A 13,337-nucleotide genomic window follows, 5' to 3' on the forward strand; every position below is an offset into this window, starting at 1 on the left:
GTGAGCGGGTTTCCCCCGGTCCCGTCGAGCACCCGGTGTGCCCACCGCGTCACGCGGTGGGCACACTGCGTTGTGCAACCCTTTCCCGAGTTTCCCCGTCTGACCGTACGGAGTGACCATGGATCGGTACGCCTTGTCACGACCAGATGGGCCTGGCCCTGAAAGCAGGGGGTAACCGACCGCAGAGGAACTGAGGAGCACATGCCTGCCGAGAGCACGCCGGAGCCCGGGATACCGGGGGATCCCGGCAACAGCACCCAGCGCCGCCCGAAGGGCCGCCGCCGCAAGACCCGCAGCCCGCGGAGCAAGGCCCTGCTCATCACGGCCTGGAGCGCGGCGGGCATCGTGGTGCTCGGCGGTACCGGAGCCGGCTACCTGTATTTCAAGCTCAACGGCAACCTCAAGAGCGTCGACATCAACCAGGCGCTCGGCAGCGACCGGCCCACGAAGGTCGACAACGGCTCCGAGAACATCCTGGTCCTCGGCTCCGACACCCGCTCCGGCACCAACAAGAAGCTGGGCGGCGGCGCCGACGACGGCAGCGCCCGCTCCGACACCGCGATGATCGTCCACGTGTACAAGGGCCACAAGAAGGCGAGCGTGGTCTCCATCCCCCGCGACACCCTCGTCGAGCGGCCCTCCTGCGTCGACGCCCGGGGCACCGTCCACGGCGCGGTCTCCGGCGCGATGTTCAACTCCGCCTACTCCACGGGCGGCGCCGCCTGCGCGGTGAAGACCGTCGAGTCCATGACCGGCATCCGCATGGACCACTACCTCGAGGTCGACTTCAGCGGCTTCCAGAAGCTGATCGACGACCTCGGCGGCGTCACGGTCACCACGACCAAGGCCATCTCGGACCACGAGAGCCATCTGCATCTGACGGCCGGATCGCATGACCTCGACGGCAAGCAGGCGCTCGGCCTGGTCCGCACCCGGCACGGCGTCGGCGACGGCTCCGACCTCGGCCGCATCCAGCTCCAGCAGGCGTTCATGAAGGCCCTGGTCGACCAGGTCAAGCACATCGGGATCCTGTCCAACCCGAAAAAGTTGTACGACCTCGCCGACACCGCGACCAAGACGGTGACCACCGACTCCGACATCGGCAGTGTCACCCGCCTCGCCTCCTTCGCGAGCGGCCTCAAGGGCATCGGCTCGTCCCACATGAACATGGTGACGATGCCGGTCCAGTACGACCGTGCCGACGCCAACCGCGTCCTCGTCGACAAGGCCAAGGCCGAACTGGTCTGGAAGGCGCTGAAGGCCGACCGGCCGATCCCGAAGGCGGCCACCGAGGGAACCGCCACCGGCACCGCCAAGGGCGTCGTCAGCCCCGGCTGACCTGCGCGCGTACCTCCAGGGAATAGATCGTCGCGTCCCCCCGTTTTGGGGGATACGGCCAGTGCTGGCAGACTGGTACGTCGGCCCCGGTTCACGCATCCGCATCCAGCGGCGGCGACCCGGTGCCCTCCCGAAACTAGGAGACACCTTGAAGCGCGACATCCACCCCGAGTACGTCGAGACGCAGGTCAGCTGCACCTGTGGCGCGTCGTTCACCACCCACAGCACGATCTCCAGCGGCGCCATCCGCGCCGAGGTCTGCTCCGAGTGCCACCCGTTCTACACGGGCAAGCAGAAGATCCTCGACACCGGTGGCCGTGTGGCCCGCTTCGAGGCCCGCTTCGGCAAGGCTGCCGCTGCCAACAAGTAGCGAGCCCACAGCGCCGGTCTTCGGAGTTCCCGCACGGGGACGCCGGGACCGGCGCTTTGCGGTCCAGCCCCCTCCCCGGGCTCTCGATCCGTTAGAGCAGGGGAACCCCACGCCGTACCTACGTCCCCGAGCCCGTCATGGAGCGGGGGACAGTCCATTGGAGCCGGAGATGTTCGAGGCGGTCGAGGAACTGATCGGCGAGCACGCCGATCTGGAGAAGAAGCTCGCTGACCCGTCGGTCCACGCCGATCAGGCCAACGCGCGCAAGCTCAACAAGCGCTACGCCGAGCTGACCCCGATCGTCGCGACGTACCGCTCCTGGAAGCAGACCGGGGACGACATCGGCACGGCGAAGGAGTTCGCCGCCGCCGACCCCGACTTCGCCGCCGAGGTCAAGGACCTGGAGAAGCAGAAGGAGGAGCTCACCGAGAAGCTCCGCCTGCTGCTGGTCCCGCGCGACCCGAGCGACGACAAGGACGTCATCCTGGAGATCAAGGCGGGCGCCGGCGGCGACGAGTCCGCCCTGTTCGCCGGTGACCTGCTGCGCATGTACCTGCGCTACGCCGAGCGCGTCGGCTGGAAGACCGAGCTCATCGACGCCACCGAGTCCGAGCTCGGCGGCTACAAGGACGTCCAGGTCGCGGTGAAGACCAAGGGCGGCCAGGGTGCCACCGAGCCCGGCCAGGGTGTCTGGGCCCGGCTGAAGTACGAGGGCGGCGTGCACCGGGTGCAGCGCGTGCCCTCGACCGAGTCGCAGGGCCGCATCCACACGTCGGCCGCCGGTGTCCTGGTCACGCCCGAGGCCGAGGAGGTCGACGTCGAGATCCTCGCGAACGATCTCCGTATCGATGTCTACCGCTCCTCGGGCCCCGGCGGCCAGTCCGTCAACACGACCGACTCCGCGGTGCGCATCACGCACATTCCCACCGGAGTCGTCGCTTCCTGCCAGAACGAGAAGAGCCAGCTGCAGAACAAGGAGCAGGCGATGCGTATCCTGCGCTCCAGGCTCCTCGCGGCGGCGCAGGAGGAAGCGGAGCGGGAAGCCTCCGACGTCCGCCGCAGCCAGGTCCGCACGGTCGACCGCTCCGAGAAGATCCGTACGTACAACTTCCCGGAGAATCGCATCTCGGACCACCGCGTCGGCTTCAAGGCGTACAACTTGGACCAGGTCCTCGACGGTGAGCTCGACGCCGTCATCCAGGCCTGCGTCGACGCGGACTCGGCCGCCAAGCTCGCCAACGCGTAACAGCAAACGACAACAGCCCAGCCCCGGAGGACCAGCGTGCAGCAACATTTTGGGGGTCGACCCCCGAACCCCCGCAGCGTGCTGCTCGCGGAAGTGGCCCAGGCCACCCAGCGGCTGGCCGACGCCGGCGTGCCCTCGCCGCGCAACGACGCGGAGGAGCTCGCCGCCTTCGTGCACGGCGTGAAGCGGGGCGAGCTGCACAGCGTCAAGGACGCGGACTTCGACGCCCGCTACTGGGAGGTGACCGCGCGCCGCGAGGCCCGCGAGCCGCTCCAGCACATCACCGGGCGCGCCTACTTCCGCTACCTCGAACTCCAGGTGGGGCCGGGCGTGTTCGTCCCCCGCCCGGAGACCGAGTCGGTCGTCGGCTGGGCCATAGACGCCGTCCGCGCGATGGATGTCGTCGAACCGCTGATCGTCGACCTGTGCACGGGCTCGGGCGCCATCGCGCTCGCCCTCGCCCAGGAGGTCCCGCGCTCCCGTGTGCACGCCGTGGAGCTGTCCGAGGACGCCCTCCAGTGGACGCGCAAGAACGTCGACGGGTCCAGGGTCGACCTGCGCCAGGGAGACGCCCTCGCGGCCTTCCCCGACCTCGACGGCCAGGTGGACCTGGTGATCTCCAACCCTCCGTACATCCCGCTCACCGAATGGGAGTACGTGCAGCCGGAGGCCCGGGACTACGACCCCGAACTCGCCCTCTTCTCGGGCGAGGACGGACTCGACCTCATCCGCGGCATCGAGCGCACCGCGCACCGGCTGCTGCGTCCCGGCGGCGTCGTCGTCATCGAGCACGCCGACACCCAGGGCGGACAGGTGCCCTGGATCTTCACCGAGGAGCGGGGCTGGGCCGACGCGGCCGACCACCCGGACCTCAACAACCGGCCGCGGTTCGCGACCGCCCGCAAGGCGATGCCGTGAGCACCGCCCACGGGGCCTGGGCATGCGGCGCCGTCGTGCGCCCGCGCACCGCGACCCCCCGCACCGCGTTTCTTCGCACCCCCAGCCAGCAGTACGTGTATGAGGAGGCCCGCTAAATGGCACGGCGATACGACACCAACGACGCGACCGACCGCACCACGGGTCTGCGTGAGGCAGCGTCCGCCGTCCGCCGTGGCGAACTGGTGGTCCTCCCGACGGACACCGTCTACGGCATCGGTGCCGACGCGTTCACCTCGGAGGCCGTCGCCGACCTGCTGGACGCCAAGGGCCGGGGCCGCAACATGCCCACTCCTGTCCTCATCGGCTCCCCGAACACCCTGCACGGCCTCGTCACGGACTTCTCCGAGATGGCCTGGGAACTCGTCGACGCGTTCTGGCCGGGCGCCCTGACGCTCGTCGCCAAGCACCAGCCGTCCCTCCAGTGGGACCTGGGGGACACCCGGGGCACGGTGGCGATCCGTATGCCGCTGCACCCCGTCGCCATCGAGCTCCTCACGGAGGTCGGCCCGATGGCCGTCTCCTCCGCCAACCTCACGGGCCACCCGGCGCCGGAGGACTGCGACGCAGCGCAGAACATGCTCGGCGACTCCGTCTCGGTCTACCTGGACGGCGGCCCGACCCCGGGCAACGTGCCCTCCTCGATCGTCGACGTGACCGGCAAGGTGCCCGTGCTGCTGCGCGCGGGCGCACTGTCGGCGGAGGAGCTCCGGAAGGTCGTACCCGACCTCGAGGTGGCGAATTGACAGCCCCTGACACGGGGCGTGGATGGATAGGCGCGGGGATCACGGGGACCGGTGGTTCCCCTCAGGGGTCCTTCCGCATCCTCCACGTCAGCACCGGCAATGTGTGCCGCTCGCCGATCACCGAGCGGCTGACCCGGCATGCCCTGGCGGACCGGCTCGGCGACCCCCTGTGGGGCGGCCTCATCGTGGAGAGCGCAGGCACCTGGGGCCACGAGGGCGCGCCCATGGAGGCCAACGCCGCGACCGTCCTCACCGACTTCGGCGCCGACCCCTCCGGTTTCGTCGGGCGCGAGCTCCTCGACGACCACGTCATCCGGGCCGACCTGGTCCTGACGGCCACCCGCGACCACCGCGCCCAGGTCATCTCCATGGGCCACTCGGCGGGCCTGCGCACCTTCACCCTGAAGGAGTTCACCCGGCTGGTCCGCGCGATAGACACGGCGACGCTGCCGCCCCTCCAGGACGGCGTGATCGAACGCGCCGTCGCCCTGGTGCGGGCCGCCGCGGCCCTGCGCGGCTGGCTGCTGGCCCCGACCGCCGAGGCCGACGAGGTCTACGACCCCTACGGGGCGCCGCTGCCGTTCTTCCGCTCCATCGGGGACGAGATCAACGAGGCCCTGGACCCGGTCGTCACCGCCCTGACGGGGGTACCCGCACGGACGTGACACCGGGCGTCCCACCGGTCCCGGTTCTACATTGGACGTAAGCGTCCCCCGTAGATGTCCGGAGTCCACCATGCCGGTCGCCACCACACTCGAAGCGGATGTCCTGAGCCGCCAGGACCCCGAGCTCGCCGAGATCCTCATCGGTGAGCTGGACCGGCAGTCGACCACGCTGCAGCTGATCGCGGCCGAGAACTTCACCTCGCCGGCCGTGCTGGCCGCGCTCGGCTCGCCGCTGGCGAACAAGTACGCCGAGGGATATCCCGGCGCCCGCCACCACGGCGGCTGCGAGCTCGTCGACGTCGCCGAACGCGTCGCCGTCGACCGCGCCAAGGCCCTCTTCGGCGCCGACCACGCCAACGTCCAGTCCCACTCCGGGAGTTCGGCCGTCCTGGCCGCGTACGCCGCCCTGCTGCGCCCTGGTGACACCGTGCTGGCGATGGGCCTGCCCTTCGGCGGTCATCTGACCCACGGGTCGCCCGCGAACTTCTCCGGCCGCTGGTTCGACTTCGTCGGCTACGGCGTCGAGGCGGAATCCGGGCTCATCGACTACGAGCAGGTGCGCACCCTGGCCCGCGCCCGCCGGCCCAAGGCCATCGTCTGCGGATCGATCTCGTACCCCCGGCACATCGACTACGCGCTGTTCCGGGAGATCGCCGACGAGGTCGGCGCCTATCTCATCGCGGACGCCGCCCACCCCATCGGGCTCGTCGCGGGCGGCGCGGCGCCCAACCCGGTGCCGTACGCCGATGTCGTGTGCGCCACCACCCACAAGGTGCTCCGCGGGCCGCGCGGCGGGATGATCCTGTGCGGCGGCGAACTGGCCGAGCGCGTCGACCGGGCGGTCTTCCCGTTCACCCAGGGCGGCGCGCAGATGCACACCATCGCGGCCAAGGCAGTCGCGTTCGGCGAGGCCGCGACCCCCGCGTTCACGGCGTACGCCCATCAGGTGGTCGCCAACGCGCGCGTACTGGCCGAGGGGCTGGCCGCGGAGGGGCTCGCGATCACCACGGGCGGCACCGACACCCATCTGCTCGTCGCGGATCCGGCGCCGCTCGGTGTCGAGGGGCACACCGCGCGTGGACGGCTCGCCGCCGCCGGTATGGTCCTCGACACGTGTGCACTGCCTCACGGCGACGCCCGTGGCCTGCGGCTCGGCACCGCGGCACTGACCACGCAGGGGATGGGCGAGCCGGAGATGGCCCGGGTCGCCGCACTGTTCGCGGGGGTTCTGCGGGACGAGATCGACGGCCGGACGGCACGGGAGGAAGTGCGGGAATTGACCGGTAGATTTCCGCCTTATCCGGACTGACCGGGGGTACGCGTACCGAGCTGCACAGCCACTCGTGCAACCATCGTCGCTACCCGAAAGTCCTCAACCGTATGCGTGCATCGCTAGGGTGTGGGGCTGTGATGGCCAGCGAGATCTGTGGGGAAGCCCGTGCGTGAATACCTGCTGACGCTCTGCATCACGGCCGCGGTGACGTATCTGCTGACAGGGCCGGTACGGAAATTCGCGATCGTGGCCGGAGCCATGCCGGAAATCCGGGCGCGCGACGTGCACCGTGAACCCACGCCGAGGCTCGGCGGCATCGCGATGTTCTTCGGGCTGTGCGCCGGACTGCTGGTCGCCGACCATCTGAAGAACCTGAACGCGGTCTTCTCGAACTCCAACGAACCACGCGCCCTGCTCTCCGGGGCCGCGCTGATCTGGCTGATCGGCGTGCTGGACGACAAGTTCGAGATCGACGCCCTGATCAAGCTGGGCGGCCAGATGATCGCCGCGGGCGTGATGGTCATGCAGGGTCTGACGATCCTGTGGCTGCCGATCCCGGGCGTCGGCCTGGTCGCGCTGACCCAGTGGCAGGGCACGCTGCTGACGGTGGCGCTCGTCGTCATCACGATCAACGCGGTCAACTTCGTGGACGGTCTCGACGGACTGGCCGCCGGCATGGTGTGCATCGCGTCCGCCGCGTTCTTCCTCTACGCCTACCGGATCTGGTACTCGTACGGCATCGAGGCGGCCGCCCCGGCGACGCTGTTCGCGGCGATCCTGATGGGCATGTGCCTGGGCTTCCTGCCGCACAACATGCACCCCGCGCGGATCTTCATGGGCGACTCCGGTTCGATGCTCATCGGGCTGGTGCTGGCCGCCGGCGCCATCTCCATCACCGGGCAGATCGACCCCGACGTGATGAACCTCTTCTCCGGTTCCGAGCGCAACACCGTGCACCAGACGGTGCCGGTGTTCATCCCGCTGCTGCTGCCGCTGACGATCATCGCGATCCCGGCCGCCGACCTGGTGCTCGCCATCGTGCGGCGCACCTGGCGCGGGCAGTCGCCGTTCGCCGCCGACCGCGGGCATCTGCACCACCGCCTCCTGGAGGTCGGCCACTCGCACAGCCGGGCTGTCCTGATCATGTACTTCTGGTCGGCGCTGATCTCCTTCGGCGCCCTCGCCTACTCGGTCAACTCCGGGGCCATGTGGAGCGTGCTCGTCATCGCGGCACTCAGCGCGGTCGGTCTCGTGCTGCTCCTGCTGCCGCGCTTCACACCGCGTGCCCCGCGCTGGGCCGAACACCTCCTGCCGCCGCGCTACCGCCGCCGCAGGGCCGCCGCCGCGGCTGCCGGAGCGGCCGCCGAAGCGGGGGCGCCCGTCACCCACGAGGCGGCGGTGGCAGGCGAGCCGGACGAGGCGCGTGAGCACCGTGCGCCGGCGGCTGCCGGAGTCTCAGGAGTCAACGGAGCGACGGCAATTGGTGCCCGTCCGAGACTTCTGGACCGACGTGAGGCCGAGTCCTCGCGCTGAGCCGAAGGTAAGAATCTGACTAACGCGTGACCAAATCGTGGGGTAGTAAAGCGTCTCAATACCAGACAAGTTGGCGCTCGGAGTGCACAGACGCGCACCTTCACACTCATGTGTGACAGTCGGCACACCAGCCAGGTAAAGACCTCATCAAATAGTTTGTGATACGGTTCACGAGAACCCAGGGCAGAGCCGAAGGACCCGAGCACCACGGTCCCTTGGCGTGAGGTTCTCTCTCAGCCCGGGACTACGCTCGTCCATGACGACACGCCCCCCTTAGCAAGCGGAGTTGCCGCCATGCCGTCCAATGACGCCCGGATCCTCCTGCAGGCCGCTGTACCCACAGCTGCCGTCGGCGCGATTGCCGCCGTCGTCAGCGGTGTGGTCGCCGGCGGCAAAGGAGCGATCGGGGCGATCGTCGCGACGCTGGTCGTGATTCTCTTCATGGGGCTCGGGCTCTACGTTCTGCAGCGCGTTGCCAAATCGCTTCCGCACTTGTTCCAGGCGATGGGTCTCTTGCTCTACACGGCGCAGATTCTTCTGCTGTTCATCTTTGTCGCCGTGTTCAAGAACACTTCGCTGTTCAACCCCAAGTCCTTCGCGCTCACCCTGGTCGTCACCACCCTCGTGTGGATCGGCGCACAGGCGCGTGCCCATATGAAGGCCAAGATCCTCTATGTCGAGCCCGACTCCTCGAAGGGCGAAAAGCCCGAAAACAAGGGGCACTCGTCGTGAGGGGTAGGGCCGGGATAAGTGCACGTAGGAGATCCTGCTATCGTCCGGTGCCAACTGCGGCATCGCGGGCGCGGGCATCTGAGCTGACGCCTGCTCAATCGCGAGGCTTGATGCCCCACTGCCGCCCCCACATCCGTTACACCAGTCCAGTGCCGAACCGCGGCTGTGCGCCGCGCCGACACAACGAGGTTGCCGTACCTATGCGCCACGCTGAAGGAGCCCGCGGTGAGTGCTGACCCGACGCAGGTGCTCGCTTTCGAGACCGACTGCCACATCTTCGAGAACAACGGTTGTGGCTTCCCGGCACCCGGCCTGCACTCGTTCCTGTTCGAGCCCCTGTGGGGCGACGGGGACAGCAACTTGTACTTCAACAAGACGATGCTCCTGGCGCTGCTCGGCTCGGTTATCGTCGTCGCCTTCTTCTGGGCCGCCTTCCGCAAGCCGAAGGTCGTCCCGGGCAAGCTGCAGATGGTCGCCGAGGCCGGCTACGACTTCATCCGCCGCGGCGTCGTCTACGAGACGATCGGCAAGAAGGAAGGCGAGAAGTACGTACCGCTGGTCGTCTCGCTGTTCTTCTTCGTCTGGATGATGAACCTCTGGTCGATCATTCCGGTCGCCCAGTTCCCGGTCACGGCGATCATCTCGTACCCCGCGGTACTGGCCGGAATCGTCTACGTCGTCTGGGTGTCGCTGACGTTCAAGCGCCACGGATTCGTCGGAGCGTTCAAGAACATCAGCGGCTACGACAAGTCGCTGGGCCCGGTTCTCCCGCTGGCCATGTTCATCGAGCTGCTCTCGAACCTGATCGTCCGGCCGTTCACGCACGCGGTGCGACTCTTCGCGAACATGTTCGCCGGTCACACCCTGCTGCTGCTGTTCACGATCGCCACCTGGTACCTGCTCAACGGTCTCGGGATCGTCTACTCGGGCGTCTCGTTCATCATGGTCATCGTCATGACGGCCTTCGAGCTGTTCATCCAGGCCCTGCAGGCGTACGTGTTCGTGCTGCTGACCTGCACCTTCATCCAGGGCGCGCTGGCCGAGCACCACTGAGCGCCCGTCCTCTCCGCCCCGCAGTCGTCCGGTGGCCAACCCCCACCGGTCCGTAAAGAAAAGGAATAACTGGCATGCAGACCCTTGCCGCTGTCTCCGGCTCGCTCGGCTCGATCGGTTACGGCCTCGCGGCCATCGGCCCCGGCGTCGGCGTCGGCATCATCTTCGGTAACGGCACCCAGGCGCTCGCCCGTCAGCCTGAGGCCGCCGGTCTGATCCGCGCCAACCAGATCCTCGGCTTCGCCTTCTGTGAGGCGCTCGCCCTCATCGGTCTGGTCATGCCGTTCGTCTACGGCACCTGATCCACCCGATCAGCGACAGCCCACTAGACGAAAGGCACTGACATGAGCCACTTGCTCATTCTGGCGGCCGAGGAGAAGGAAAACCCTCTCATCCCGCCGATCCCCGAGCTTGTCATCGGCCTGCTCGCCTTCGTCATCGTCTTCGGTTTCCTGGCCTGGAAGCTTCTCCCGAACATCAACAAGGTTCTGGAGCAGCGCCGCGAGGCCATCGAGGGCGGTATCGAAAAGGCCGAGGCCGCGCAGACCGAGGCCCAGAGCGTTCTTGAGCAGTACAAGGCTCAGCTCGCCGAAGCCCGTCACGAGGCCGCGCGCCTGCGCCAGGAAGCAACGGAGCAGGGCGCCACGCTCATCGCCGAGATGCGCGCGGAAGGCCAGCGGCAGCGCGAGGAAATCGTCGCCGCCGGTCACACGCAGATCGAGGCCGACCGCAAGGCCGCCGCTCAGGCGCTGCGTCAGGACGTCGGCCACCTGGCCACCGACCTGGCCGGCAAGCTGGTCGGCGAGTCCCTCGAGGACCACGCCCGCCAGAGCCGCGTCATCGACCGTTTCCTCTCCGAGCTTGAGGAGAAGGCCGAGGCGGCTCGATGACTGCACACGGAGCGAGCCGCGAGGCAACCGCAGCCGCACGTGAGCGTCTCGACGCGCTGACGGACTCGACGTCCGTGGACGTGGCACAGCTCGCCGACGAGCTGGCCGCGGTCACCGCGCTGCTCCACCGCGAGGTGTCGCTGCGTCGGGTCCTCACCGACCCGGCGCAGCCCGGCGAGGCCAAGGCCGAGCTGGTCCAGCGCCTGCTCGGTGGCCAGGTGGGCGGCACCGCCGCCGACCTGGTGTCCGGCATGGTGCGTTCCCGCTGGTCGCAGCCCCGCGACCTGGTGGACGCCCTCGAGGAGCTCACCGCCACCGCCGACCTCACGGCGGCGCAGCGGACGGGCGCGCTCGACAACGTCGAGGACGAGCTGTTCCGCTTCGGCCGGATCGTGGCCTCGAACACCGGGCTGCGCGCCGCGCTGACCGACCGGGCCGCCACCACGGCGGCCAAGAGCGAGCTGCTGCGCAGCCTGCTCGGCGGCCGGGCCGACGTGACGACCGAGCGTCTGGTGACGCGCCTTGTGACCGCGCCTCGCGGACGTAGCCTGGAAGCGGGACTCGAGTCCCTGTCCCGGCTCGCCGCCGAGCGCCGCAACCGCATGGTCGCCGTGGTCACCTCGGCGGTGCCGCTGAGTGACGGACAGAAGCAGCGCCTCGGCGCCGCTCTGGCCAAGCTCTACGGCCGCCCGATGCACCTCAACCTCGACGTGGACCCCGATGTCCTCGGCGGGATCCGGGTGCAGGTCGGCGACGAGGTCATCAACGGTTCCCTCGCGGACCGTCTCGAGGACGCCGCCCGCCGCATGGCGAGCTAGTAATCCCATAAGCAGTAGGCAATTACGGCCCATGTTGGGCCGTGCAGAGGATTCACCTCTCATAGGGGGGAGTCCCCATCCCCCCAAGTGAAACTTCGGGCCCAACAAGGAGAGCAGGGAACCCAGATGGCGGAGCTCACGATCCGGCCGGAGGAGATCCGGGATGCGCTGGAGAACTTTGTCCAGTCGTACAAGCCGGACGCGGCCTCGCGCGAGGAGGTCGGTACGGTCACCGTCGCCGGCGACGGTATCGCCAAGATCGAGGGTCTGCCCTCGGCCATGGCGAACGAGCTGCTGAAGTTCGAGGACGGAACCCTCGGCCTCGCGCTGAACCTGGAAGAGCGCGAGATCGGTGCGGTCGTCCTCGGCGAGTTCAGCGGTATCGAAGAGGGCCAGCCGGTGCAGCGCACCGGTGAGGTGCTGTCCGTCGCCGTGGGCGAGGGTTACCTCGGCCGCGTCGTCGACCCGCTCGGCAACCCGATCGACGGCCTCGGCGAGATCGAGACGTCCGGCCGCCGCGCCCTCGAGCTGCAGGCCCCGGGCGTCATGGTCCGCAAGTCGGTGCACGAGCCGATGGAGACGGGCTACAAGGCCGTCGACGCGATGACCCCGATCGGCCGCGGCCAGCGTCAGCTGGTCATCGGCGACCGCCAGACCGGCAAGACCGCGCTGGCCGTCGACACGATCATCAACCAGCGCGACAACTGGCGCTCGGGCGACACCAAGAAGCAGGTCCGCTGCATCTACGTCGCCATCGGTCAGAAGGGTTCGACCATCGCCTCCGTGCGTGGCGCCCTCGAAGAGGCCGGCGCGCTGGAGTACACGACCATCGTCGCCGCCCCGGCGTCCGACCCGGCCGGCTTCAAGTACCTTGCGCCGTACACCGGTTCGGCCATCGGCCAGCAGTGGATGTACGAGGGCAAGCACGTCCTCATCATCTTCGACGACCTCTCGAAGCAGGCCGACGCCTACCGCGCCGTGTCCCTGCTGCTCCGCCGCCCGCCGGGGCGCGAGGCCTACCCCGGTGACGTCTTCTACCTGCACTCCCGTCTGCTGGAGCGCTGCGCGAAGCTCTCCGACGAGATGGGCGCCGGTTCGATGACGGGTCTGCCGATCGTCGAGACCAAGGCGAACGACGTGTCGGCGTTCATCCCGACCAACGTCATCTCCATCACCGACGGCCAGTGCTTCCTGGAGTCCGACCTGTTCAACGCCGGTCAGCGTCCGGCCCTGAACGTCGGTATCTCGGTCTCCCGCGTCGGTGGCTCCGCCCAGCACAAGGCGATGAAGCAGGTCTCCGGCCGACTGCGTCTGGACCTGGCCCAGTACCGCGAGCTGGAGGCGTTCGCCGCCTTCGGTTCCGACCTGGACGCCGCGTCGAAGGCGCAGCTGGAGCGCGGTCAGCGTCTGGTCGAGCTGCTCAAGCAGGCTCAGTACCAGCCGATGTCGACCGAGGACCAGGTCGTCTCCGTGTGGGCCGCCACCACCGGCAAGATGGACGACGTACCGGTCGCCGACATCCGCCGCTTCGAGAAGGAGCTCCTGGAGTACCTGCACCGCAAGGAGCAGGGCCTCATGACCTCCATCAAGGAGGGCGGCAAGATGTCGGACGACACTCTCACCGCCATCGCGGACGCCATCGTGGACTTCAAGAAGCAGTTCGAGACCTCGGACGGGAAGCTTCTCGGCGAGGACGCTCCGGCCGCCGCCAAGTGACGTAAGGAAGGGACCTGACTC

At 68.6% G+C, this 13,337-nt stretch carries 14 protein-coding genes; all 14 read left to right on the forward strand.

Annotated features, from left to right (window positions below; translation table 11 throughout):
• The first annotated feature begins 201 nt into the window (after positions 1-201).
• The 14 genes from N4G66_RS28790 to atpA all read left to right on the forward strand — a co-directional run bounded on the left by N4G66_RS28790 (position 202) and on the right by atpA (position 13,316).
• A complete protein-coding gene (locus tag N4G66_RS28790; RefSeq protein ID WP_261707158.1) occupies positions 202-1,338 on the forward strand; it encodes an LCP family protein in 1,137 nt (378 codons plus the stop codon).
• A 148-nt stretch (positions 1,339-1,486) separates the two neighbouring features.
• On the forward strand, positions 1,487-1,708 hold the full coding sequence (rpmE, locus tag N4G66_RS28795; RefSeq protein ID WP_261707159.1) for a 50S ribosomal protein L31: 222 nt from the start codon (positions 1,487-1,489) through the stop codon (positions 1,706-1,708).
• 169 nt (positions 1,709-1,877) lie between these two features.
• Positions 1,878-2,954, forward strand: coding sequence for a peptide chain release factor 1 (gene prfA, locus N4G66_RS28800; RefSeq protein WP_261707160.1), 1,077 nt, complete (start codon positions 1,878-1,880; stop codon positions 2,952-2,954).
• Between the two features lie 78 nt (positions 2,955-3,032).
• Positions 3,033-3,872 (forward strand): peptide chain release factor N(5)-glutamine methyltransferase, encoded by an 840-nt coding sequence (gene prmC / locus N4G66_RS28805; protein WP_261707161.1) that lies wholly within the window; start codon positions 3,033-3,035, stop codon positions 3,870-3,872.
• Positions 3,873-3,988: 116 nt separating this feature from the next.
• Positions 3,989-4,636, forward strand: a complete 648-nt coding sequence (locus N4G66_RS28810; RefSeq protein ID WP_261707162.1) for an L-threonylcarbamoyladenylate synthase — start codon at positions 3,989-3,991, stop codon at positions 4,634-4,636.
• Positions 4,633-5,301 carry an arsenate reductase/protein-tyrosine-phosphatase family protein gene (locus N4G66_RS28815; RefSeq protein WP_261707163.1) on the forward strand — a complete coding sequence of 223 codons (669 nt, stop codon included), beginning with the start codon at positions 4,633-4,635 and terminating at the stop codon, positions 5,299-5,301. The genes N4G66_RS28810 and N4G66_RS28815 overlap by 4 nt, the downstream gene beginning before the upstream one ends.
• A 70-nt stretch (positions 5,302-5,371) precedes the next feature.
• A complete protein-coding gene (locus N4G66_RS28820) occupies positions 5,372-6,610 on the forward strand; it encodes a serine hydroxymethyltransferase (protein WP_261707164.1) in 1,239 nt (412 codons plus the stop codon).
• A gap of 129 nt (positions 6,611-6,739) precedes the next feature.
• Complete coding sequence (locus tag N4G66_RS28825) at positions 6,740-8,107, forward strand: MraY family glycosyltransferase (protein ID WP_261707165.1); 1,368 nt, start codon at positions 6,740-6,742, stop codon at positions 8,105-8,107.
• Between the two features lie 294 nt (positions 8,108-8,401).
• A complete protein-coding gene (locus N4G66_RS28830; protein WP_261707166.1) occupies positions 8,402-8,839 on the forward strand; it encodes a hypothetical protein in 438 nt (145 codons plus the stop codon).
• Positions 8,840-9,064: 225 nt separating this feature from the next.
• Positions 9,065-9,892 carry a F0F1 ATP synthase subunit A gene (atpB, locus tag N4G66_RS28835; protein ID WP_261707167.1) on the forward strand — a complete coding sequence of 276 codons (828 nt, stop codon included), beginning with the start codon at positions 9,065-9,067 and terminating at the stop codon, positions 9,890-9,892.
• 74 nt (positions 9,893-9,966) lie between these two features.
• Positions 9,967-10,194: an ATP synthase F0 subunit C gene (gene atpE / locus N4G66_RS28840; RefSeq protein ID WP_391858896.1), complete on the forward strand. Its 228-nt coding sequence runs from the start codon at positions 9,967-9,969 to the stop codon at positions 10,192-10,194.
• A 42-nt stretch (positions 10,195-10,236) separates the two neighbouring features.
• The gene (locus tag N4G66_RS28845; RefSeq protein ID WP_261707168.1) at positions 10,237-10,782 is read left to right on the forward strand and encodes a F0F1 ATP synthase subunit B; all 546 of its coding nucleotides are present in this window, start codon (positions 10,237-10,239) and stop codon (positions 10,780-10,782) included.
• A complete protein-coding gene (locus tag N4G66_RS28850) occupies positions 10,779-11,600 on the forward strand; it encodes a F0F1 ATP synthase subunit delta (RefSeq protein ID WP_261707169.1) in 822 nt (273 codons plus the stop codon). The genes N4G66_RS28845 and N4G66_RS28850 overlap by 4 nt, the downstream gene beginning before the upstream one ends.
• 126 nt (positions 11,601-11,726) lie before the next feature.
• Complete coding sequence (atpA, locus tag N4G66_RS28855) at positions 11,727-13,316, forward strand: F0F1 ATP synthase subunit alpha (RefSeq protein WP_261707170.1); 1,590 nt, start codon at positions 11,727-11,729, stop codon at positions 13,314-13,316.
• Positions 13,317-13,337 lie beyond the last annotated feature (21 nt).

Origin of the sequence: Streptomyces rhizosphaerihabitans, from assembly GCF_025399795.1 — a bacterium.
GTDB classification, from domain to species: domain Bacteria; phylum Actinomycetota; class Actinomycetes; order Streptomycetales; family Streptomycetaceae; genus Streptomyces; species Streptomyces rhizosphaerihabitans.

Excerpts from the sequence above, each read along its gene's own strand:
- N4G66_RS28845 (WP_261707168.1), top strand. The coding sequence starts at position 10,237 with ATGAGCCACTTGCTCATTCTGGCGGCCGAGGAGAAGGAAAACCCTCTC.
- N4G66_RS28790 (WP_261707158.1), top strand. The coding sequence starts at position 202 with ATGCCTGCCGAGAGCACGCCGGAGCCCGGGATACCGGGGGATCCCGGC.
- atpA (WP_261707170.1), top strand. The coding sequence starts at position 11,727 with ATGGCGGAGCTCACGATCCGGCCGGAGGAGATCCGGGATGCGCTGGAG.
- N4G66_RS28810 (WP_261707162.1), top strand. The coding sequence starts at position 3,989 with ATGGCACGGCGATACGACACCAACGACGCGACCGACCGCACCACGGGT.
- prfA (WP_261707160.1), top strand. The coding sequence starts at position 1,878 with ATGTTCGAGGCGGTCGAGGAACTGATCGGCGAGCACGCCGATCTGGAG.
- N4G66_RS28850 (WP_261707169.1), top strand. The coding sequence starts at position 10,779 with ATGACTGCACACGGAGCGAGCCGCGAGGCAACCGCAGCCGCACGTGAG.
- N4G66_RS28820 (WP_261707164.1), top strand. The coding sequence starts at position 5,372 with ATGCCGGTCGCCACCACACTCGAAGCGGATGTCCTGAGCCGCCAGGAC.
- atpE (WP_391858896.1), top strand. The coding sequence starts at position 9,967 with ATGCAGACCCTTGCCGCTGTCTCCGGCTCGCTCGGCTCGATCGGTTAC.
- N4G66_RS28830 (WP_261707166.1), top strand. The coding sequence starts at position 8,402 with ATGCCGTCCAATGACGCCCGGATCCTCCTGCAGGCCGCTGTACCCACA.